Origin of the sequence: Salinivibrio sp. IB872, assembly GCF_001995345.1 — a bacterium.
Lineage (GTDB): Bacteria > Pseudomonadota > Gammaproteobacteria > Enterobacterales > Vibrionaceae > Salinivibrio > Salinivibrio proteolyticus.
On the sequence record NZ_MUFO01000016.1, the window covers coordinates 30574 to 51162 of the forward strand.

Here is a 20589-nt window from a genome sequence, read left to right on the forward strand (position 1 = left end):
TCATAGTTTACGCGCCTTACTGAGTTTATGTCAGTAGGATGGTTTTATTCCCGTTACATCGCTCTAGAACCGATAAGGTCGATTATCGAACAGCGGGGTCGACACTGTCGATACGGATCACCACCGCGTCGGGTCGCCAATATTCAAATTCGCAATCCATCAACTCACCATCTTGCTTGTAGTTGATTCGGCAGATTTTGAGGATGGGTTGTCCATTGGCAAGGTTCAATGCTTTGGCAACGTGAGCGGGGGCTGAGGTGGGGATGACTTCAAACCGCGAGCGTTTCGTTTCGTAGTGATATTTGTCTCGGTAAATCCCTGTCAGTGACTGGGTTAAATCCTCAGTTAAGATACCTTCAAACAAAGCGGCTTTCAGCACATTCTCGACAAACAGTACCGCTCGACCATCGATATAACGTAACCGCTCAATGATATGAATGGGCAACATAGGGCCTGCGTCTAGCGCACGAGCGTACTCACCGGATGCGACTTCGTTGCGCACTCTGATTAATCGAGTATCCGCGCTGCGATCTTGTTCGCGGATCATTTGGTGGAAGTGGGTCCGAGATAAAGGGTTATAGCCAATTCGCGCGGGGGATACATACCAACCTCGACGCTCTTCGCGATAAATCAGGCCTTCGGTCTCCAGTGAAATCAGTGCATCTTTAACCGTGATACGCGTGGTGCCGTAGAGCTCACTGAGCTCTCGTTCCGAAGAAAGCTTTTGTCCTTTTTGTATCACGCCTGCTTGGATCTGCTCCCGCAAATTTTGCTTGATATATGTCAGTTGCGTGCCGTATTGGCGAGTCTTGATAACACTCATCGGTGATCGAGTCCAGAAAAGAGAATCTCTGCAAGATAAGTCAAAGAGTTAACAAAAAGATGACAGTGATAAGTCGCTTGGACACTCCCTGCTTGCAATAAAAGTGACATGAAATGTAAGCAGAAATGTCAATCGATTGATGCCTAATCGTCACATTCGCGCCCTAGCATGCAAAACGAACTTACTGACCTAGTCCAGAAGGATGAAGACCATGAAAACTTTGCTAAGTCGTTCCGTTGCTTTACCGGCGAAGCGTATGGTGCCAGCAGCACTGATCGCCGCAACACTGGCGTTCCCCGCCGTGGCGAAAGAGACCAATCTTGAATCTCTGACCAAGGCCGCCCAGCAAGAAGGCGCTGTTTATAGCGTAGGCATGCCTGACAGTTGGGCGAACTGGAAAGGCACTTGGGCGGACTTGAAGGCAAATTACGGCTTAACCCATCAAGATACGGATATGAGCTCGGCACAAGAAATTGCCAAATTTGAAGCTGAGAAGAAAAATGCCACCGCGGATATCGGTGATGTTGGGTTTGCTTTTGCGCGTGTTGCGGTGAAAAAGGGCGTGACCCAGCCCTATAAGCCGAGTACCTGGGATGATATTCCTGACTGGGCGAAAGACAAAGAGGGCCACTGGGCGTTGGCTTATACCGGCACGATCGCGTTTATCGCCAACAATAACTTGGTGAAAGATGCGCCAACATCGTGGCAGGACCTACTCGAAGGCGATTATAAAGTCACGGTTGGGGATGTGGGCGTTGCGTCTCAGGCAAACAATGCCGTTTTAGCGGCTTCATTTGCCAATGGCGGGGATGAATCCAACCTAAAACCTGCGATTGATTTCTTTGCGAAACTGTCTAAACAAGGACGCTTGTCTTTTACTAATCCAAGCATTGCAAATCTTGAAAAAGGTGAAGTTGAAGTTGCCATTATGTGGGATTTTAACGCGCTGAATTACCGCGACAAAATTGATCGTGAGCGTTTCACAGTAAATATTCCTCAAGATGGCTCCGTGATTTCTGGTTACACCACCATTATCAACAAATACGCGAAAAACCCCAACGCGGCGAAGTTGGCGCGTGAGTACATTTTTAGTGACCAAGGGCAAATTAATCTTGCCGAGGGATATGCTCGTCCGATTCGTACCAATGTCGCCTTACCTCAGTCGATCCAAGACAAACTGATCGCCAATGACCAATACAGCAATGTGCGCCCAGTGACAAACTTCTCGGCATGGGAAAAGTCAGCGCGCCGTCTACCTCGTCAATGGCAAGAAAGTGTGCTTATCCACCAGCAATAGAAGTCGGTTAGTATGAATAATAAGGTGATCCTTGTTGTTCTTGACGGACTGAATTATCAGGTAGCCCGTGATTGCATGGGCTATCTGAACGGTCTTGTAGAACAACCTCATTCCCAATCAGCGCTGCGCACCACGCTTTATCAGCTGCAAAGTGAATTGCCATCCATGTCACGTCCGCTTTACGAGTGCATCTTAACCGGGATCCGCCCGATAGAAAGTGGCATCGTCAATAATGCGATTGTGCGTTTATCCAAGTATGATTCAGTTTTTAGCTTGGCGAGCGCACAAGGTAAGGTAACCGCGGCCGCGGCGTATCATTGGGTCAGCGAGCTCTATAATCGTGCGCCTTTTGAGCCGGTTAGAGATCGCTTTACGCATGACACATCACTCAATATTCAGCATGGCTGTTTCTACCATTGGGATCATTACCCAGATGAAGCCTTGTTGTTGGACGCAGAGTATTTACGTCGTACTTTCGGGCCCGATTTTTTGCTCATCCATCCCATGAATATGGATGACCTTGGGCACAAACATGGCTTGGACTCTCATCAATATCGTAATGGTGCACGGCATATCGATAGTTTGCTCTCAAATTACATCGAAGCTTGGGTCGCCGACGGTTATCAAGTGCTGATCACTAGCGATCACGGGATGAATAATGACAGATCGCACGGTGGCACGTTGGCAGAAGAGCGCGATGTGCCTTTGTTTGTTATCGGTGAGCGTTTTAGCCATCAAGCCTGTCAGGTAAAACAAACCGAACTGTGCGGCACTGTGTGTCAGCTATTGCAGCTCGACCACCACAAACCCTTTACTCAGGAATTGTTAGCATGATGGACAGTTCTCTTACTCCCACGCACACCCATGCAGCGGCCAAAGCCAAGATCACCTGGGTGACTCGACTAAAACGGTGGAAGCCCGCACTGTGGTTAGTCCCTTTTGGCTACTTTTTTTATCTGTTTCAAATTGCGCCCATGGTCTGGGTGTTCGTTAATAGCTTTATTTACGATGACACATTAAGTGTCGATAACTATGTCGAAATCATCGACTCAGCGTTTATGCTTCAAGCGTTTAGCAATAGCTTGTGGTTAGCGTTTTGGTCGAGTGTGGTGGGATTGGCCATCGCAACGCTGTTAGTGTCTTCGCTGCATCGCGTCGATTCTAAACTTCGTGATGGCGTGATTGCCTTTACCAATATGAGCAGCAACTTTGCCGGCGTTCCATTGGCGTTTGCCTTTATCATTATTTTGGGCACCAATGGCGCCATTACCTTGCTCCTCAAGCAATACGGTGTACTGGGCGAGTTTGACCTTTACGGCAGTGGAATTTGAAAATAAATATAGATCGCCAACAACCCCCACTTGCCGTAAAGGTCAAACTCGCCCAGTACACCGTATTGCTTGGGTTTGGTATCGGGCGATTTATTCCTTGAGCCCAATCTGGCAGCGGCGATTTCTGTCATTTTGATGGTGTTACTGGCGTTTATTACCGTCGTCAACCAATGGCTTATTGCAAAAAGCTACGCGGGCAAAAAGGGGAGAAAATAGCGATGGATGCGATGAATACTCGATACCACAAAACCGTGGTTTACGGCATTGTTGGCGTGATGCTAGTCCCGATCTTAGCGACCTTAATTTATTCATTCTCATCGCGTTGGGGCGCTACCATTTTGCCCGATGGATTAACGTTGGATTGGTATGCTCAGCTTGTCACCGATCCGCGTTTTTTACAGGCGTTTGGCCGCTCACTGTTTATTTGTGTCGCCGCGTTGACGCTCAGTGTGGTGTTGATCTTGCCGGCTATCTTTGTGGTGTTTTACTACTTCCCAACGCTCGACAAGCTTATGAATGTGATGATCCTGCTTCCCTTTGCCGTACCACCTGTGGTGTCTTCGGTGGGCTTACTTCAGCTTTACGCTGACAGCGAGATAGCACTGATTGGCACTCCTTGGATTTTGATTGGCACCTACTTCACCATTGCGTTGCCCTTTATGTACCGTGCGATTGCCAATAGCTTCGAGGCAATTCACCTGCATGATCTGATGGATGCCGCTCATTTACTGGGGGCGAACACTCGCCAAGCCTTTTTACTGATCGTACTACCGAATGTGAAAAAAGGCCTTATGTCGTCGTTGTTCTTATCGTTCTCTTTTCTACTTGGCGAGTTTGTTTTCGCCAATATCTTGGTGGGAACCCGTTACGAGACTCTGCAAATATATCTCTACAATATGCGTCAAACCAGTGGTCACTTTACTTCCGCCTTGGTCATGACCTATTTCCTGTTTATTTTCTTACTGACTTGGCTCGCAAGTCGTTTTAGCCGAGGGGTGAAATAATGAGTTACGTTCGTGCCAATAATCTGACGAAACGCTTTGGTGATAACACTGTCTTTGAAGACATTGAGTTCACGATTGAGCAAGGCGAATTTATTACTTTGTTGGGGCCGAGTGGTTGCGGTAAATCAACCTTGCTACGCAGCCTGGCTGGCTTGAACCCCGTTGATGATGGTGAGATATGGGTAAATGGTGAAAATATTACTCACCAAACGCCTCAGCAGCGAGGGATTGGCATGGTGTTTCAGTCATACGCCTTGTTCCCCAATATGACGGTTGAAGCCAATATTGCTTTTGGATTGAAAATGAAGCGGTGGGGGACGGCTGACATCCAACGTGAAGTGGCTAAGGTTATTGCGCTGGTTGATCTGACGGGGAAGGAAAAACACTATCCACACCAATTATCTGGCGGACAGCGTCAACGTGTTGCCCTTGCTCGCGCTTTGGTCGTGAAACCGCGAATTTTATTGCTAGATGAACCACTCTCGGCACTGGATGCCAAAATTCGCAAACACCTTCGCCAGCAAATCCGTGACATTCAAAAAGAGATGGATTTGACCACGATCTTTGTTACCCATGACCAAGAAGAAGCGATGATCATGTCAGATCGTATTTTCTTGATGGACAAAGGTGAAATCGTACAAGCGGGCACGCCGGAAGCCATTTATACCCAGCCGGCCAATGAATTTGTTGCCGGCTTTATGGGCCATTACAACTTGATAGAGGCCAAGAAAGCGAAACAGCTGTTTAATCTGGATACCGAGTGGAAAGTGGCGATTCGCCCTGAGTCCATTTATATCAAAGAACCGGGACGCCAATATGGCTCACATATTTCCGCGCCACGTGTCGGTCGGATCCATAACCATCAACTGCTTGGTAATGTGATTCGCTACCAAGTGGCGGTCGATGACTGCCAGCTCACCGTGGATCTTCTCAATCGCTCATCTGAGCGTTTGTTGGCGAACGGTAGTCAGCTCGAGCTGCTTTTTAACCTTAATGAACTCCAACCCGTGAGGCCTTAGCTATGTCGTCACCTTTGTACGTTTTTGATATGGACGATACCTTGATTAATGGTGACTGTGCCATGTTGTTTAACGCGTTTTTGGTAGAAAAAGGCGTGGTGACGCAATCCGATTTTTTAAAGGAAGATCAGCGTTTAATGCAGCTTTATACGCAAGGAAAGCTCGACATGGCGAGCTACCTTCAGTTTGCGATGGCGCCCCTGACCGACTTATCCGTCGAACAGGTCCATGCGTTGGTAGAAGAGTGTTTGCACACCAAAATTTTACCTAAGCAGTTTGCCGAGTCGAAAACATTGCTGGCGCAGTTAGACCGTGATGGCATCGATAGAGTGATTATTTCAGCCAGCGTCACGTTTCTTGTCGAGGCGGTGGGGCACCACCTTGGGATCCCTGACGCCTTGGGGATTGATTTAGTGACAGCGCGCAATCGTTATACCGCTACCATTGCCGGCGTACCAAGCTATCGAGAAGGGAAGGTGGCACGTTTAGAGGCATGGCTAAATGCTCAGTCAACCGACTATTCAGCGATTCACTTTTTCACCGACTCGATCAACGACTTGCCTTTATGCCAGTACGCTGATTATGTTTACTTGGTCAACCCTTGTTCGCAGTTACGCGCCCAAGCTGACCAGCCCAATTGGACGATTTTAAGTTGGGAATAAGTTAAATGTAGGGGAGGAGGTTGCCCTGCTGACAGAAAACCTCAGCAGGGCGATAGGATTAGCGTTCTGACATGGCAAGTTGAAACTCAGACGATTGGTTGCGCATCCAAAACAATCGCAGACCGAGCAAGAGGGCGGCGGTGGAAATACCAATAATGATCCCAACCCAAAAACCGTGAGCGCCCATTGCCGGTACCAGCCAATCTGTCATGCCTAATACGTAGCCGAGTGGCAAACCAAACACCCAGTAAGACACCAATGTTCGTTGGAAGATGGCGCGCATATCTTTATAACCACGCAGTGCACCGGCGGCAACCACTTGAATAGAGTCGGTAATTTGATATACCGCTGCCAATAACATCAAGGATGAGGCCAGTGTCGCCACTTCCACATTGTCCGAGTAGAGTGCGATGATGGGGTCGCGGAGCCAAACGGTAAGAATAGCCGTAATACACGCGGTGCTTACGCCAAGCCAAATACCAATTTTGGCCGAATTGCCCGCACCTACCGTGGTGCGTTTGCCCAGCAAATGACCCACGCGAATACTGACCGCTGCACTGAGGCTCATAGGTAGCATAAAAATCATGGTCGAAAAGTTAATCGCAACTTGGTGAGCGGCCACGGTAATCGGCCCCAGCGGAGCAATCAAAATCGCAATTGCTGCAAACAAGGTCACTTCAAAAAAGAGTGACGCGGCAACAGGGAAACCGAGGCGAAACAGGCGGATTTGTTCTTTAAGCGCGGGCGCATAAAGCGAAACAAACAGCTGTAAGGTGCTCAGTTTTTTACTGAATACCACATAAATCCACATCAATACGGCCATCAGCCAATACACAATGGCGGTTGCGACCCCACAGCCGACACCGCCAAGCTCAGGCGCACCGAGTTTGCCATACACAAACATCCAGTTTAACGGAATGTTGGCGGCAAGGCCGATAAAACCAATGACCATCGCGGGAATGGTCATCGACATGCCTTCGCAAAGGTTACGAATCGCTTGGAACACCAAAAAGGCCGGAACCGCCCAAATCACGGCGTGTAAGTAACCGATTGTTTTATCGGCTAATGCAGCTTCAACATCCATCAAGTTGATGATGACGCCAGCTTTATACAAAACCAACCCGATAGGAATACTCAGAAACAGCGCCATATAGAGGCCTTGCTGAAATTGATAGGGGATCTGGTCGTCCTTGCTTGCGCCATTAAGCTGAGCAATCATCGGGACCATAGCCATCAACAGGCCAATACCAAACAAAATAGCTGGCATCCACACACTGGATGCAACGGCGACGGCGGCCATGTCGGTCGCGCTATAGCCACCGGCCATGACGGTGTCGACAAAGCCCATCGACGTTTGCGCGATTTGCGCGATAAAAACTGGAATACTGAGCCTAATTATGGCGCTCGCTTCATCACGATACTGCTGCACGACTGCCTCAACACGGTTGTCTAAAAGGGAAGGAGGGAACAGATAATACGAGGGAGATTATACGTGCTAGAGCGGTGAAAGAGAAAGCAAAACTCGGCACGGCGCCTGTATTTCTGACAGACGGGACAACGTTGAGTGTGTCGCGTTAGATAGGCCCGAGCGCGTCTTATCAGTTAAAAGATTTGCTCGTCGTCTGCATCGACAAATAAATTGACCGTTTTATGCAACTCATCAATCTGCATATTGTAGTGAATGGCATTGCAGCAATTTGGGCAATCTTCATAGAACTCTTGGTTTCCGCCGCTTAAATCAAGCGTAATATCAAAACGGTGCCCACAATGGGGGCAGCTCACGATCCGGTCAGTGATGTCTTTCATTATTCCTCCTCATGATGGGACGTCACTTTCTCTCCAATAAGGGTTTCTTGATAAGTATAGAAGATATGATGAGGCGCGGCTCTCCTCGGGCAAAGTATATCGAGGTGCTGAGGGAGGTGGCAAAGTGATGGAAATAAAAGAGGCGGCCAATGCCGCCTTATGGAAACGCCCATGAACGATATCGGTGTTACAGCATCTCTGAGGTAAAGTCGCCAAGACTCTCAAGTTTGTGATCCGCAATGGCAAAGCGTGGATCATCCCATTCATGAGCGGCGGGTACCACAATGGTTTTCATCGAGGCCGCTTTGGCGGCGAGTAGACCAGTGAATGAGTCCTCGAAGGCAACACATTGCTCAGGCTCAACGCCTAGTGCTTGCGCAGCATTTAGGTAGACTTCTGGATGGGGCTTTCCGTGCTTTAAATCACCGGCGGATTCAATAATAGAAAACTGATCACTTAACCCTAATGCATCTAGCGTTGGGTGAATGAGCGACAGGGGAGACGAAGACGCAAGTCCGATTTTAAGGCCGGCTTGGCGGCAAATGGCCAATGCCTCTTTCACGCCCGGCATCATGGGTTTTTCTTGCTGAACCAATTCGACCACACGCGCGACGATACGCTCTCTAACCTCGGCATTTGACGGGCCTTGCCAAGGTTGCGTACGTGCATAGTGTTTTACAATTTCATCGATTCGAACACCAGTGGTGTCACGGGTGTCTTGCAAACTAATGGAAACTCCTAGCTTTCCTAGCTCTTCGGTTTGAACGCGTTGCCAGAATGGTTCGGAATCGACTAATAAACCATCCATATCAAATATCGCGGCAGATAACATTGCCAACCTCGTTTTAAGGGAATAATCAATGTGAGGAACTTATTCGACGCATAAGCACCGATTTCGAACATAAAGTGGTACTAGGTGTTTAGAAGACTTATCAACAAATACCTGCGCGATGAATGGTATGTTGATTGATAACGCCAGTAAAGCACGAATTGTCATCGATCGCGGGTATCGCTGTCACGCCATGGCGAAGCATTAGCGCTAATGCTTCAGTACAAAGGCTAGAAGCAGAGATGAGGATAGGATGAGACTGAACTAAAGTGTGCATTTTTACCCTGTGGCAACAACCTTTTGCAAAAGCTCTTCTTAAATCTCCATCGGTAAACACACCTAAAACGTGTTTACTATTATCTATTACCGTGATGAGGCCTAGTCCTGTTTGACACATGATAGTTATTGCGTCCTGTAACTCAGTGTCGGGAAGGCAAAATGCTTGCTGATGTTTTTCTTCTATTAAGTGTTCAATGCGTGTAATCAACCGGCTTCCTAATGCACCTGCAGGATGAGATAGGGCAAAATCGTGTTTATCAAACTGGCGTAGTGTCATCACAGTGAGTGCCAATGAATCCCCTAACAGTAACGTGTTCGTCGTGCTAGAAGTGGGAGCAAGTCCTAGTGGGCAGGCTTCTTGGTTTGTGTTGATATCAAGCGCTATATCACAGCTACGCGCTAACGGACTATTGAGATTGCCCGTTACCGCGATAGTTGTAATCTTTTTCATTCCCATCAGCGTTTGTATTTTTTGTAGCTCATGACTGTTGCCCGAGTTCGAGATCATGATGACGACATCCTCTTGCCCAATCATGCCCAGATCACCATGAAGCGCCTCTGTTGGATGAATAAAGAAGGCTGGTGTGCCTGTAGAAGCTAATGTTGCCGCAATTTTTTTGCCAATATGGCCCGATTTTCCTACGCCTGAGACTATGGCCTTTCCTTTGCACTCTAAAAGCAATGTGGTTGTTGCAACAAAAGAGATGCCTATAGAGGAATACAACCTCTTGGCTTGATTAATCTCTTGTTTTATATAGTTTTTACCTATTTCAATCACCTCTTTTTCCGTATAAATCATACTGATACACTTCTCCTAATATATGCCTAGATTTTTATTGTAAAAGCTCTTATTGAAATGTTCTAAACGTCTCAATGAGCAGATAATAGCGAGTTCATAGCTGTAACTGGTCCTAAAATAGACATTTATGTGATTATCGTCACTAATTGATATGAAATAAAACTGAATTTCACTTTTATTTGGTGCTGAAATCCAACTTCAGCTTTTCATAATAAAAAACATCGTGAGGTTGGTCACGGCTTATCCACTTTTTGCTTTTAACTTATCTTTCAAAGTGAAAATATGAGTGTGGTTAAACACAAAATCATAATGAAAGAGGTTGTTTATGGAGTGGATAATTCATGGTGCGGAATGGTTTATCGGGCTGTTTGAAAAGGGAGGAGAGGTTTTTTTAGGGATGGTCACAGGGATACTTCCTCTGCTCATTTCTCTACTTGTAGCAATGAACGCATTAATTCGGTTTGTTGGGCAAGAAAGAGTTGAGTGGCTAGCCCAAAGATGTGCAGGAAATCCAATTACACGTTATTTAGTGCTACCTGTCATTGGTACTTTTATTTTTTGTAATCCAATGACATTAAGTCTTGGCCGATTTTTACCAGAGCGTTATAAACCTTCCTACTATGCGGCGGCTTCTTATAGTTGTCATTCAATGAATGGATTATTTCCTCATGTTAACCCCGGAGAGCTGTTCGTCTATCTGGGTGTGGCAGGTGGTATCACAACACTAGGATTACCGCTTGGGCCTTTAGCTGTGAGCTATTTATTAGTGGGTATGTTCACTAATTTCTTCCGTGGTTGGGTAACTGATCTCACTACCTACTTTATTGAACGTCAACAAGGCGTACAACTCGATAGAAATGTGCATATTATCCAATAATGAAAAGGGGAATAAAGATGTCTAAATTACTGGTGATAGAAAAAGGCAGTAGTGGTTGGGGTGGCCCATTGAAGCTCCCTGTTCAAGAGGGTAAAAAGGTTCTGTACATCACTGGCGGATCTTGTCCTGAGATTGCACATAAAATATCAGAGGTGACTGGTTATGAGCTTGTAGATGGCTTTAAAACAAGTGTGCCAGAAGAAGAGATTGGCGTTGCGGTAATTGATTGCGGCGGCACACTGAGGTGTGGCCTTTATCCTAAAAAAAGAATACCTACAGTTAATATTCATTCTACGGGAAAAAGTGGTCCGCTAGCCCAGCATATTACTGAAGATATTTATGTTTCGGGTGTGACTCCTTCGGGAATAAAAGTTGTCAGTGCAGTAGGGAATGAATCTGTTGCTAAAGATAAAGCAAGTAATCACGTTGATAATGTAGAAGAAAAAGTATCAAGCACAGGAGGAGCCTCTATTGATACTAATAAAAAATTGAGTCAGCAAAGTGATGGCCTTTTAGCACGGGTAGGCTTGGCGATGGGAGGTGTGATGTCGACATTCTTCCAAGCGGGGCGGGAAACCATTGATACCATTATCCAGACAATCCTTCCTTTTATGGCGTTTGTCGCGATGCTTATTGGCGTTATTATGGCATCAGGTTTCGGCGACTTAGTTGCCCATGGACTGACACCTCTTGCACAAAACCCTTTGGGACTAGTGACGTTAGCATTGATCTGCTCTTTTCCTTTGCTTTCACCTTTCTTGGGTCCTGGCGCCGTTATTGCGCAAGTCATTGGCGTACTCGTAGGTACTCAGATTGGCATGGGAACCATTCCGCCTCACTTGGCATTACCCGCATTATTTGCGATTAACTCGCAAGCCGCTTGTGATTTTATCCCTGTGGGGTTAGGGCTTGCTGAAGCTGACCAAAAGACAGTGGAGATCGGTGTGCCGTCGGTTCTTTATTCACGGTTCCTAACTGGTGCGCCAACTGTATTGATTGCTTGGTTTGCCTCGATGTTTATTTATCAATAGTAGGAGGGGCGTATGTCAGCTTTATATCAAGTAAGAATAGAAAGTCTCGGCGAGTTTGCTAGCGACGCGTTAGAAGAGAATATGATGATTCTATTTTCTAACATTGCTCCCGAGGAAGTAAAAGACTATTGCTTTATTCATTGTCATGATCAATTGAAAGGTGAGATTAAACCAGGTAATACATTAAAGATTTCAGATCGCTCATTTTCTATCACAGCAGTGGGCGATGTTGTGAATAAAAACTTAAGTGAGTTAGGTCATATAACGATTCGCTTTGATGGTGAACATTCTGCAGAGTTTCCAGGTTGTGTACATGTCGAAGGTAATCGACCTGATAATATCGTATGTGGCGATGAAATTACATTTTATATTAACTAGAGTTGTCTAGAGGTATTTATGAGTAAAGTAGCATTAGTTGTCGGTGGTGGCCAAACATTGGGTGAGTTTATTAGCCGAGGATTAGCCGATGATGGTTACCGTGTAATCGTTGCTGACTTAAATGAAAAGAACGCCATTAGTGTTAGCAAGGAAATTAGCCAAGAGTATGGCGACGAAACTGCCTTTGGCATCGGTGTTGATGCGACCAATGAATCTAGCGTTAAAGAAATGGTCGAGCGAGTCGACTCCCTTGTCGGTCGCATTGATCTTTTAGTATATAATGCTGGTGTGGCAACCGCATCTAAGATTGATAGTTTTGAGTTTTCAGACTGGCAACTATCAATCAATGTTAATTTGACTGGGTATTTCTTGTGCGCAAGAGAAGTCTCTAAGATAATGATAAGAGAAGGCCGTGGTGGACGTATTATACAAATCAACTCTAAGTCAGGAAAGGTAGGGTCTAAGCACAATAGTGGATACTCTGCTGCCAAATTTGGTGGAGTTGGACTTACCCAGTCTTTAGCACTTGACTTAGCTGAACACGGTGTCACTGTTCACTCTTTAATGTTGGGTAATTTACTTAAAAGTCCAATGTTTCAGTCGCTTATTCCACAATATGCCAAAAAGCTGAATGTTGATGAGGCGGATGTCGAACAGATATATATCGATAAAGTGCCTTTGAAATCCGGTTGTGATTATCAAGATGTTCTAAATGTGCTTAAATTCTATGCCAGTGATGAAGCGTCCTATTGCACGGGGCAATCCATTAACATAACTGGTGGACAAGTTATGTTTTAATTTGATGATTTTAAAAATAAAGGGGTGGAAGGCCCCTTTACTTTAAGGAGCGTTATGGATACTACTTGGTCGATGATTTATGTGGCGATAGTCGCATGGGGGCTTCAAATTAGTTTTGGCTATTTTCAAGTAAGAGCGTTTAACCAAATATTAAGGGAATTGTCTCGAAAAGGAAGTGTTAGAATTGGACGGACGAAAAGTCGATGGAAGCCTAGAACGGTCGTTATTCTCGTGACAGGCGACGATGAAAAGATTGTTGATTTTGCTTACATGAGTGGCGTTTCAATTTTCTCTCGCCCAAAGCGTAAACCGTGTCTTATCGGCCAGTCTCTTCCTTTATCAAACAACGTGTTATCGCAACTAAGCTCGCCGCTTCAAGAGGCGATAAGTGTCGCAAACCTTAGATGATTCGATTTTTACATCTTTCATTCTGAAAGCTATGTGTTTACAGTAGTAAGTATATCAAAAGGTGGATGATGTAATGAATTTGGATAAAAGAAGAGAGAGATTGCTAGAATTTCTCAAGGCTAATGGTAAAACGTCAGTCAATCAACTCGCGTCTACGTTTGACACCTCGGGCGCAACAATCAGGAGTGATCTCCGATCGTTGGAAGAAGACGGCTTGGTGATTCGCCGCTATGGCGCGGCTGAAGCTGCAACATTTCCTCACAGCAATGAGGATTGGCCGATGGATATCAAGCAAACCTTAAACCTTGAGCATAAGTCTCTTATTGCGCAGACTGCGTCGGGACTGGTTCAGGATGGGGAGTCTATTATCCTTGACTGTGGTAGCACCACACTACAAATGGTAAGCCATCTTCAACATGTTTTAGAACTCACGATCATGACAAATAGCATTCATATTGTGAACGCTATCGCTGAACTTGAGTCGCCGCATACTGTTTTGATGCCAGGAGGAACATATCGGCACAAATCAGCCTCGTTCCACGGTGCTCTCGCAGAGCAGGCATTTCAGAAATTCTCGTTTGATAAACTATTTATTGGCGCTGATGGCTTCGATCTTACTCAAGGTACCACGACATATAATGAAGCTTACCAAGTGAGCCAGGCTATGTGTCAGGCAGCAGGGACCATCATTGTTGTTACTGATTCGAGTAAGTTTGGTCGACGTAGCCCTAATGTGGTTGTACCGATTAACCAAATAGACGTGCTGATCACGGATTCTGGCATCGATCCAGAGCATGTTAAAACGTTGACACAGCAGGGCATAGACGTACGCATTGTCTAGTTAAGTTACCTAAAGGAAAGCAACGTTTACTATAAACCTCAACCTATTGGCTTCCTAAAAATAGCTTATCTAGCAACTGCTCTGTTTTCGTTAAATAAGCGCCGCCGAATAGGTTTACGTGGTTGAGTACGTGATAAAGGTTATAAATGTCTTTGCGCCGTTGGTAGCCTTCATCTAACGGCCATTCGGCGTGATAACCATTGTAGAAACTTTCGGGGAAGCCGCCGAACAGCTCCGTCAGTGCGATATCGGTTTCACGATCGCCCCAGTAACTGGCAGGATCGAAGACGACTGGGCCGTTCACCGATAATCCGGCATTGCCATGCCATAAATCACCATGTAACAGAGATGGCTTGGGAGAGTGGCCCGCTAAAGCGAGTTTTACCCCTTGAATGATGGCTTCGATGTCGCCGAAATGGAGGCCTTTTTCGGCAGCAAGTTGCAACTGCCAGCCAATCCGTTGCTCAGCAAAAAACTGACACCATTTGCGGTGCCAGCAGTTACGCTGCTCCGTCATGCCGATGTAGTTATCATCATCAAACCCATATTCAACCTGTTCGCCCCAACGGTGATGGCGAGCGAGGTGTTGGCCCAGTAGATAGGCTTGGGTGTCATCGAGAGGTTTAATCGGGAGATAACTTAATACTAATGCCGCTTGATCTTTCACCGGGCCAACATAATGGACCTGTGGCACTTGTATTTGTTCACTGATAGCCAGTTGTCGCAGTGCTTCTGCTTCGGCCTCAAAAACGGGTAGGCATTCGCGTTCATTAATTTTAACGAAGAACCGCTGTGCTTTATCGTCACTGACACAATAAGCGTCGTGAATATCACCGCCAGAAACCGGCGTTTTTTCTGTGATTTCAAAATCAATATTGAGTTGATCTGAAAGGTGAACCGACAGTGCATGCCACATAAGCGACTCCGTTACATCGAGGTCAGGGGGAAGTAACAGCGATTGGTTATATATTAGCCTATGATTTCGCCCAATATCTGTGGAGATGGCGACACTTTATATAAAAAACGACCCAAATCCTTAGTTCTGCGTGTGTTAACACGATTCGTTAGGACAGGGCCGTTTCACTCATGGTTAGATTATGTAGATAACGCGCAAATCATTGATGCAAACTTGGCAACGCGCCAGCAGGCATCAAACGATTGTAGGTGCCTGTTTGGAGGAGTGCATTTGCTTTTTCAATATCAGGGGCAAAGTAACGGTCCTTGTCGTAAAAAGGCACGACGCCACGTAGCTCCGCCTTCGCCTGCTCCAATTTCTCTGAGCTTTTCAGCGGTGCTCGGAAGTCGATACCTTGGCAAGCAGAAAGCAACTCAACGGCGAGGATCCCACGTGTATTACTGCTCATGTCTTTGAGGCGACGGGCGGCAAAGGTAGCCATAGATACATGATCTTCTTGGTTGGCCGATGTGGGCAAGCTGTCAATCGAGGCTGGGTGCGCTAAGGTTTTGTTTTCGCTTGCAAGCGCGGCGGCGGTGACTTGCGCGATCATAAAGCCCGAGTTAACGCCACCATTGTTAACCAAAAATGCAGGCAGCTTGCTGAGGTTGCTATCGATAAGCAGGGCCATACGACGTTCAGATAAGCTGCCAATCTCGGCAATGGCTAACGCGAGGTTATCCGCTGCCATCGCCACCGGCTCGGCATGGAAATTGCCCCCAGAGAGGATGTCACCATCTTCTGGGAAAACCAAAGGATTATCAGATACTGCATTGGCTTCGGTGGTCAATACGTCGGCAGCGTGGCGAATTTGCTGTAAACACGCGCCCATCACTTGCGGCTGACAGCGCAGCGAGTATGGGTCTTGTACTTTTTCACAGTTTTGGTGGCTATCGCCAATTTCACTGGTTTCACCCAGTAGATGACGATAGGCAGCGGCGGCATCCATTTGCGTCTGATGTCCACGCACAGCATGAATGCGAGGATCAAACGGCCGGCGACTTCCCAATGCCGCTTCGACGGATAGGGCACCACACACAGTGGCGGCAGCATACAAATCTTCGGCTTCAAACAAGCCTTCTAGTGCAAATGCCGTGGATGCTTGCGTACCGTTAAGTAGCGCAAGGCCCTCTTTAGGCCCAAGCGTGATCGGGGACAGTCCGGCAATTTTGAGCGCGGCTTCACCTGAGATCACTTCGYCTTTGTAGCGTGCTTGGCCTTCACCCAATAAAACAGTACTCATATGCGCCAAAGGTGCGAGGTCGCCTGAAGCGCCAACAGAGCCTTTCTTGGGAATACAGGGATATACTTCATGATTAATCAGTGCTGCCAACGCTTCGACGACGCTAAAACGAATACCCGAATAGCCGCGCGCAAGGCTGGCAATTTTGAGCACGATCATCAATCGTACTGTGGCATCGTCCATAAACTCGCCAATGCCAGCTGCGTGAGATAATACGATGGAGCGCTGCAGTGTTTCCAAATCATCAAGTTCGATACGGGTGTTGGCAAGCAAGCCAAACCCGGTGTTGATGCCATAAACCACACGTCCTTGATCAAGGACCTCTGCAACTGTGTCTGTGCTTGCTTTCATGGTGGCTTCAATGTCATCTGCAAATGCAATTTTTACCGGTTCACGGCTCACTTGGCGTAGCTGGGCAAGCGTGAGCTCGCCCGGTTGTAACGTCAATGTGGTCATTTTGCTCTCCTTAGCGCAGCGGCTGGTTAGGAATATCCAGCAGCGGTAAATCTAGGTTCTGTTCTTTGGCACAATTAATCGCGATGTCATACCCCGCGTCAGCGTGGCGCATCACTCCGGTTGCAGGGTCGTTATGGAGCACACGACCAATACGTGCATGGGCGTCATCTGTACCATCACAGACAATCACGACGCCTGAATGTTGCGAGAAGCCCATGCCGACGCCACCACCGTGGTGAAGTGACACCCAGGTCGCGCCTGATGCGGTATTAAGTAGCGCGTTGAGCAAAGGCCAATCAGAGACAGCATCAGAGCCATCCATCATACCCTCGGTTTCACGGTTAGGGCTGGCAACCGAGCCAGAATCCAGATGGTCTCGGCCGATCACGATAGGCGCTTTGAGTTCGCCATTTTTTACCATCTCATTGAAAGCCAACGCCAAGCGTGCCCGATCTTTAAGGCCGACCCAACAAATGCGCGCAGGTAACCCTTGGAATTGAATACGCTCTTTTGCCATATCTAGCCAGTTGTGTAGGTGCGGATCATCGGGGATCAGCTCTTTTACTTTTTGGTCAGTTTTATAGATATCTTCGGGATCGCCGGATAATGCTGCCCAGCGGAATGGCCCAATACCTTCACAGAACAGAGGACGAATATACGCAGGGACAAAGCCCGGAAAATCGAACGCATTTTCAACGCCCACTTCTAATGCCATTTGGCGAATATTATTGCCGTAATCTAGAGTTGCCGCGCCGCGAGATTGGAGTTCAAGCATGGCTTTAACTTGTACTGCCATCGATGCTTTTGCCGCTTTGACGACCTCAGATTCGTTTTCTTTTCGTTGTGCGACGGCTTGCTCCATCGTCCAGCCTTGTGGCAAGTAGCCGTTCAGTGGGTCGTGCGCTGACGTTTGATCGGTAACTACATCAGGGATGATGTTTCGTGCTACCAGTTCTGGGAAGATATCGGCAGCATTGGCTAATAGACCGACAGAGACGGGCTTACCGGACTGTTTGGCGTCTTCAATCATTCCGAGCGCTTCATCGAGTGACGTTGCTTTGCGATCGACGTAGCCGGTGCGCAGGCGATAATCAATACGGCTTTCGTCACACTCAACCGCAATCATCGAGAAACCCGCCATGGTTGCAGCAAGTGGCTGAGCGCCACCCATGCCACCCAGACCCCCCGTTAAGATCCAACGTCCCTTGGCTTCGCCGCCAAAGTGCTTTTTAGCAACCGCAACAAAGGTTTCGTAAGTGCCTTGCACAATGCCCTGCGAGCCAATGTAGATCCAGCTTCCTGCAGTCATCTGGCCGTACATCATCAGGCCTTGCTTATCGAGCTCGTTAAAGTGTTCCCAATTTGCCCAATGAGGCACCAAGTTTGAGTTGGCAATCAGAACACGAGGTGCATCTTTATGAGTGGTAAAGACTCCAACGGGTTTACCGGATTGCACGAGTAAAGTTTGGTTATCTTCCAGGCGCTTTAGCACCTCGACAATCTTGTCATAGCATTGCCAGTTGCGTGCGGCTCGACCAATACCTCCGTAAACCACCAGTCCATGCGGATGTTCGGCGACATCTGGATGTAAGTTATTCATCAACATACGCAAAGGCGCTTCGGTCAGCCAACTTTTAGCGTTTAGTTTCGTACCCGTTGGTGCTTGGATGGTCCGTGAGTCAAAACGTGGATCCGTCATGGTTACTCTCCTTGATTGTCGATACGGGTTGGCGATGCATGCAACATTGACCATGCCATGCGTGCGGCAAGGCGGCTGGTTTGTTGGTCGCGGTCATAGTTTGGGTTCACTTCGGTGATGTCACACACAGGAATACGAATGGCCTGCTGGTGGGCATCGGTAAAGATATGTTGGAGCAAAGGCTCGATGACATGAACGGGCACACCATAAGCGGCAGGCGCACTAACGCCGGGTGCACTTGCGGCTGGGAAAACATCCATGTCGAGAGTGAGATAGAGATAATCACACCCTTGGATAAATTGGGTGAGCTTGGTTTTGAGTGCCGGCAGTGCGTCAGTGTGCATCTGGGTGTCTTCTTCGACCCAACAATTAAGCTGCTCTGCTTTATCAAATAAGGCTTGGGTATTGCTGGTACGGCTGACGCCTAAGCAAGCATAATGGAATGGCCAGTCTCGTTGTTGGCAAAACTGTGCAATTTGTGCAAAGGGCGTCCCTGAGCTACCTTCCTGACTCAGCCCTTGGGGCGTACGCAAGTCAAAGTGCGCATCAAAATTGATAATGCCAATTTTAGGAGCGCGTTGGTTGTTTTCAGATAAGTGGCGCGATAAATAACTGGATAAGCCTTGAAAGCTTGCCCACGCCGTTTCATGCCCGCCACCCAATGTCAGTACATTATGGTGGGGAAGGGCATTCGCAATCTGTGCGCTTAGGCTTTGCTGTGCTAATATAAGGTCACCGTCGTCACAGGCGATAGTGCCACCATCAAATAATGGTGGGCATTGATGCCAAGCGAGGTTCGCGAGTGCTTGACGGATCGCATCGGGTGCAAGCGCCGCGCCTTGGCGGCCTTTATTGCGCGCGACACCTTCATCACACGCAAAGCCAAATAAGACAGTCCCGGCTCTCGGACTCTCGTCACTCAGTGCTTGAATATGTTGATGCAAACGCAGGCCGCGCTCGCCATCTTCAGGATCGGTACGTCCTTGCCAGAGCGACATATTCAACGTGAGTGACGCAAACGGCGAAGTGCCGGGGTTAAAGTCGGTGGCAAGCGCAATAGGGACGCGGTTTTCACGAAGAGCGTCAATAGGAGGTTGCTGTGTTTCGCGCAAAAAGTAAAACGCACCGGGTAGCAGCGTCGCAACGGTATCGTATTCAGCGAGGACTTGCATATCGGCCTCTGACAAATACTCAATATGATCCACGGATAAAGCGCCTGCTTTGGCCGCAGCGACACTGCCACCCAGATCGCTAAGTTGTTCGGTATGTGCTTTTATTTTTAAGCCATGAGCGTTGGCGGCGGCGAAAACACGCTCTGCCTGCTCGACACTGAACGCGATATTCTCGCAGAACACATCAACAGCATCTGCCAGTTGTTGTTCTGCCGCAGCCGGAATCATGGTGTGGCAGACAAAATCAATGTAGCTATCTGCATCATTACGGTATTCAGGTGGCAGTGCATGTGCGGCCAATAGCGTCGTTGATACATTGACCGGTAAGTGTTGGTCTATCGATTTCGCGACACGTAGCATTTTGAGCTCGTCTTCTAACGTGAGCCCATAACCGGATTTGATTTCAATTGTTGTGACGCCGTCACGTATCAACGCATTGGCGCGCGGTAGAGCCAGTTCCAATAAGGTTGCCTCACTGGCTGCTCGTGTCGCTTTTACTGTCGACAGAATGCCACCACCTTGAGCAGCAATGGTTTGATATGGCACACCGTTTAAGCGCTGTTCAAACTCGCCGGCGCGGTTACCTGCAAAAACTAAATGGGTATGGCTATCGATGAACCCCGGCGTCACTAACTTGCCATTCAGTGATTGGGAGGGCCAATCCAGCACTTCAGCGTCGTGTCCAAGGGCGACAATCTTGCCGTCTTCAACYGCGATAGATTGGTTGTCTTGGCAGCTGTAACCGTCAGATGCATAAACATCGGTGGCCATAGTCACTAATTTGGCGTGGGTATATACCTTTCTCATCGGTGATGCCTTACTACCTCTTTAAATGTCTATACAAATGTATAGACAAATAAGTGGTTGGGCACAAGAGGGGAT

At 47.6% G+C, this 20589-nt stretch carries 20 protein-coding genes and 1 pseudogene; 12 read left to right on the forward strand and 9 right to left on the reverse strand.

Annotated elements, in window-relative coordinates:
• Positions 1–82 precede the first annotated feature (82 nt).
• A complete protein-coding gene (locus BZJ18_RS08485) occupies positions 83–823 on the reverse strand; it encodes a UTRA domain-containing protein (RefSeq protein WP_077456102.1) in 741 nt (246 codons plus the stop codon).
• A 211-nt stretch (positions 824–1034) separates the two neighbouring features.
• Here BZJ18_RS08485 and BZJ18_RS08490 point away from each other — a divergent pair, with 211 nt between their 5' ends.
• From BZJ18_RS08490 to BZJ18_RS08520, 6 genes and pseudogenes are all read left to right on the forward strand, one after another.
• A complete protein-coding gene (locus BZJ18_RS08490; RefSeq protein WP_077456103.1) occupies positions 1035–2120 on the forward strand; it encodes an ABC transporter substrate-binding protein in 1086 nt (361 codons plus the stop codon).
• Between the two features lie 12 nt (positions 2121–2132).
• The gene (locus BZJ18_RS08495; RefSeq protein WP_077456104.1) at positions 2133–2954 is read left to right on the forward strand and encodes an alkaline phosphatase family protein; all 822 of its coding nucleotides are present in this window, start codon (positions 2133–2135) and stop codon (positions 2952–2954) included.
• A pseudogene (locus BZJ18_RS08500) lies at positions 2951–3667 on the forward strand (ABC transporter permease). Before BZJ18_RS08495 ends, BZJ18_RS08500 begins: the two are co-directional and overlap by 4 nt.
• A 2-nt stretch (positions 3668–3669) precedes the next feature.
• Entirely contained in the window at positions 3670–4455 is a 786-nt protein-coding gene (locus BZJ18_RS08510) for an ABC transporter permease (protein WP_077456107.1), read from the forward strand.
• Positions 4455–5474: an ABC transporter ATP-binding protein gene (locus BZJ18_RS08515; protein ID WP_077456108.1), complete on the forward strand. Its 1020-nt coding sequence runs from the start codon at positions 4455–4457 to the stop codon at positions 5472–5474. Before BZJ18_RS08510 ends, BZJ18_RS08515 begins: the two co-directional genes overlap by 1 nt.
• A 2-nt stretch (positions 5475–5476) precedes the next feature.
• Positions 5477–6136, forward strand: a complete 660-nt coding sequence (locus tag BZJ18_RS08520) for an HAD family hydrolase (protein WP_077456109.1) — start codon at positions 5477–5479, stop codon at positions 6134–6136.
• Between the two features lie 58 nt (positions 6137–6194).
• Here BZJ18_RS08520 and BZJ18_RS08525 read toward each other — a convergent pair whose 3' ends face one another.
• From BZJ18_RS08525 to BZJ18_RS08540, 4 genes are all read right to left on the reverse strand, one after another.
• Positions 6195–7565, reverse strand: coding sequence for an MATE family efflux transporter (locus BZJ18_RS08525; protein WP_077456110.1), 1371 nt, complete (start codon positions 7563–7565; stop codon positions 6195–6197).
• 173 nt (positions 7566–7738) lie between these two features.
• Positions 7739–7942, reverse strand: coding sequence for a CPXCG motif-containing cysteine-rich protein (locus BZJ18_RS08530; RefSeq protein WP_069587628.1), 204 nt, complete (start codon positions 7940–7942; stop codon positions 7739–7741).
• A gap of 187 nt (positions 7943–8129) precedes the next feature.
• Positions 8130–8774 (reverse strand): hexitol phosphatase HxpB, encoded by a 645-nt coding sequence (gene hxpB / locus BZJ18_RS08535; RefSeq protein WP_077456111.1) that lies wholly within the window; start codon positions 8772–8774, stop codon positions 8130–8132.
• Positions 8775–8874: 100 nt separating this feature from the next.
• Positions 8875–9849 carry a KpsF/GutQ family sugar-phosphate isomerase gene (locus BZJ18_RS08540; RefSeq protein ID WP_077456112.1) on the reverse strand — a complete coding sequence of 325 codons (975 nt, stop codon included), beginning with the start codon at positions 9847–9849 and terminating at the stop codon, positions 8875–8877.
• Between the two features lie 325 nt (positions 9850–10174).
• Between BZJ18_RS08540 and srlA the strand changes: the two genes are divergently transcribed.
• The 6 genes from srlA (at position 10175) to srlR (ending at position 14182) form a co-directional block, all read left to right on the forward strand.
• Complete coding sequence (gene srlA / locus BZJ18_RS08545; protein ID WP_077456113.1) at positions 10175–10726, forward strand: PTS glucitol/sorbitol transporter subunit IIC; 552 nt, start codon at positions 10175–10177, stop codon at positions 10724–10726.
• Positions 10727–10743: 17 nt separating this feature from the next.
• Positions 10744–11757, forward strand: a complete 1014-nt coding sequence (srlE, locus tag BZJ18_RS08550) for a PTS glucitol/sorbitol transporter subunit IIB (protein ID WP_077456114.1) — start codon at positions 10744–10746, stop codon at positions 11755–11757.
• Between the two features lie 12 nt (positions 11758–11769).
• Entirely contained in the window at positions 11770–12135 is a 366-nt protein-coding gene (locus BZJ18_RS08555; RefSeq protein ID WP_077456115.1) for a PTS glucitol/sorbitol transporter subunit IIA, read from the forward strand.
• An 18-nt stretch (positions 12136–12153) separates the two neighbouring features.
• Positions 12154–12933 (forward strand): sorbitol-6-phosphate dehydrogenase, encoded by a 780-nt coding sequence (gene srlD, locus BZJ18_RS08560; RefSeq protein ID WP_077456116.1) that lies wholly within the window; start codon positions 12154–12156, stop codon positions 12931–12933.
• Positions 12934–12987: 54 nt separating this feature from the next.
• Positions 12988–13341 carry a transcriptional regulator GutM gene (locus tag BZJ18_RS08565; RefSeq protein ID WP_077456117.1) on the forward strand — a complete coding sequence of 118 codons (354 nt, stop codon included), beginning with the start codon at positions 12988–12990 and terminating at the stop codon, positions 13339–13341.
• A 73-nt stretch (positions 13342–13414) separates the two neighbouring features.
• Positions 13415–14182, forward strand: coding sequence for a glucitol operon DNA-binding transcriptional repressor SrlR (srlR, locus tag BZJ18_RS08570; protein ID WP_077456118.1), 768 nt, complete (start codon positions 13415–13417; stop codon positions 14180–14182).
• Positions 14183–14225: 43 nt separating this feature from the next.
• Here srlR and BZJ18_RS08575 read toward each other — a convergent pair whose 3' ends face one another.
• The 4 genes from BZJ18_RS08575 to hutI form a co-directional block, all read right to left on the reverse strand.
• Entirely contained in the window at positions 14226–15098 is an 873-nt protein-coding gene (locus BZJ18_RS08575; RefSeq protein ID WP_077456119.1) for a fructosamine kinase family protein, read from the reverse strand.
• Positions 15099–15297: 199 nt separating this feature from the next.
• Entirely contained in the window at positions 15298–16836 is a 1539-nt protein-coding gene (gene hutH / locus BZJ18_RS08580; protein ID WP_077456120.1) for a histidine ammonia-lyase, read from the reverse strand.
• Between the two features lie 10 nt (positions 16837–16846).
• Positions 16847–18535, reverse strand: a complete 1689-nt coding sequence (gene hutU, locus BZJ18_RS08585) for a urocanate hydratase (protein ID WP_077456121.1) — start codon at positions 18533–18535, stop codon at positions 16847–16849.
• A 2-nt stretch (positions 18536–18537) separates the two neighbouring features.
• Positions 18538–20514 (reverse strand): imidazolonepropionase, encoded by a 1977-nt coding sequence (gene hutI / locus BZJ18_RS17690; protein WP_077456122.1) that lies wholly within the window; start codon positions 20512–20514, stop codon positions 18538–18540.
• Between the last annotated feature and the right edge of the window lie 75 nt (positions 20515–20589).

Coding starts and splice junctions, on each gene's coding strand:
- BZJ18_RS08490 (WP_077456103.1), top strand. CDS start 1,035: ATGAAAACTTTGCTAAGTCGTTCCGTTGCTTTACCGGCGAAGCGTATG.
- BZJ18_RS08495 (WP_077456104.1), top strand. CDS start 2,133: ATGAATAATAAGGTGATCCTTGTTGTTCTTGACGGACTGAATTATCAG.
- hutU (WP_077456121.1), bottom strand. CDS start 18,535: ATGACGGATCCACGTTTTGACTCACGGACCATCCAAGCACCAACGGGT.
- BZJ18_RS08485 (WP_077456102.1), bottom strand. CDS start 823: ATGAGTGTTATCAAGACTCGCCAATACGGCACGCAACTGACATATATC.
- BZJ18_RS08540 (WP_077456112.1), bottom strand. CDS start 9,849: ATGATTTATACGGAAAAAGAGGTGATTGAAATAGGTAAAAACTATATA.
- hxpB (WP_077456111.1), bottom strand. CDS start 8,774: ATGTTATCTGCCGCGATATTTGATATGGATGGTTTATTAGTCGATTCC.
- BZJ18_RS08565 (WP_077456117.1), top strand. CDS start 12,988: ATGGATACTACTTGGTCGATGATTTATGTGGCGATAGTCGCATGGGGG.
- BZJ18_RS08575 (WP_077456119.1), bottom strand. CDS start 15,098: ATGTGGCATGCACTGTCGGTTCACCTTTCAGATCAACTCAATATTGAT.
- BZJ18_RS08520 (WP_077456109.1), top strand. CDS start 5,477: ATGTCGTCACCTTTGTACGTTTTTGATATGGACGATACCTTGATTAAT.
- BZJ18_RS08530 (WP_069587628.1), bottom strand. CDS start 7,942: ATGAAAGACATCACTGACCGGATCGTGAGCTGCCCCCATTGTGGGCAC.
- BZJ18_RS08510 (WP_077456107.1), top strand. CDS start 3,670: ATGGATGCGATGAATACTCGATACCACAAAACCGTGGTTTACGGCATT.
- srlA (WP_077456113.1), top strand. CDS start 10,175: ATGGAGTGGATAATTCATGGTGCGGAATGGTTTATCGGGCTGTTTGAA.
- srlE (WP_077456114.1), top strand. CDS start 10,744: ATGTCTAAATTACTGGTGATAGAAAAAGGCAGTAGTGGTTGGGGTGGC.
- BZJ18_RS08515 (WP_077456108.1), top strand. CDS start 4,455: ATGAGTTACGTTCGTGCCAATAATCTGACGAAACGCTTTGGTGATAAC.
- srlR (WP_077456118.1), top strand. CDS start 13,415: ATGAATTTGGATAAAAGAAGAGAGAGATTGCTAGAATTTCTCAAGGCT.
- srlD (WP_077456116.1), top strand. CDS start 12,154: ATGAGTAAAGTAGCATTAGTTGTCGGTGGTGGCCAAACATTGGGTGAG.
- BZJ18_RS08555 (WP_077456115.1), top strand. CDS start 11,770: ATGTCAGCTTTATATCAAGTAAGAATAGAAAGTCTCGGCGAGTTTGCT.